Below are 1,031 nucleotides of genomic sequence, written 5' to 3' on the forward strand. Positions count from 1 at the left end.
GGTGGGGTCGAGGGCCGCTCCGGTGGGCGTCCCGCGCGCGGGCAGGAGCAGCTCCAGGTGTTCGTAGACCTCCTGTGCGGAGGCGGGCCGGTGCTGCGGATCCTTGGCCAGGAGACGCAGGACGAGCGCCTCGAGGGCCTCGGGGACCTCGGGCCGGATGCGGCGTACGGGCACCGGCGGCTCGTACAGGTGCCGGTGCAGGACGCCGAGGGCCGTGGAGCCGGAGAAGGGGACGTCGCCGCTGAGCAGTTCGTGCAGGACCACACCGAGCGCGTACAGGTCGGTGTAGGGGCCGACCGCGCCGCCCATCGCCTGCTCCGGGGCCATGTAGGCGGGCGAGCCGATGGGCGTGCCGGTGTGGGTGAGGCGAGTGGTGTCCGCGTCCATGACGGAGGCGACGCCGAGGTCGAGGACGGTGACCGTGCCGTCCTGCTTCACCATCACGTTCCGCGGCTTGAGGTCGCGGTGGACGATCGGCACCGCGTGCACGGCGCTCAGTACGGCGCACAACTGCGCGGCGACCGCGACCGCCCACTGCCAGGGGTACGGAGTGTGCTCGGCGAGGTGGTCGGCGAGGTCGGCGCCGTCGACGTACTGCATGACGAGGAACAGCTCCTCGCCCTCACTGCCCGCGTCGTGCACGGTGACCAGGCCGGGGTGGTCGACCTGGGCGGTCACCCGGCACTCCCGCACGAAACGGCGCCGCAGTTCCTCCGCGTCCTGGCCGGCCACCTTGTCGGGGCGCAGCAGCTTCACCGCCACGCGCCGGTCGAGCCGCTGGTCGTACGCCGTCCAGACCTGGCCCATGCCGCCCTGCCCGAGGACGGCGGACAGTTTGTAGCGCCCCGCGACGACACGTCCTCCCGTCACGGTCACCGTCCGCTCTCGTGGTTGCCGTCCCGGTTGCCTTCTCCCTCGCGCCGGCGCAGGTAGTCGCTGAGCTCGTCGAGTTCGGCACGGACCTGGTCGATGCGGGCCGGGGCGGGGCGCTGGGGCGACGGGGGCGGCTGGATCGGGCCCGCGCCCCGGGG

1 protein-coding gene is annotated in these 1,031 nt (G+C 73.5%); it reads right to left on the reverse strand.

Annotated features, from left to right (window positions below):
* Nucleotides 1-834 (reverse strand): serine/threonine-protein kinase (locus tag K4G64_RS39335; protein WP_260461587.1); only part of this gene is annotated, 834 nt, incomplete at its 3' end.
* Nucleotides 835-1,031 lie beyond the last annotated feature (197 nt).

This window comes from Streptomyces sp. WAC04114 (assembly GCF_019733245.1).
In the GTDB taxonomy this organism is placed as follows: Bacteria; Actinomycetota; Actinomycetes; order Streptomycetales; family Streptomycetaceae; genus Streptomyces; species Streptomyces massasporeus_A.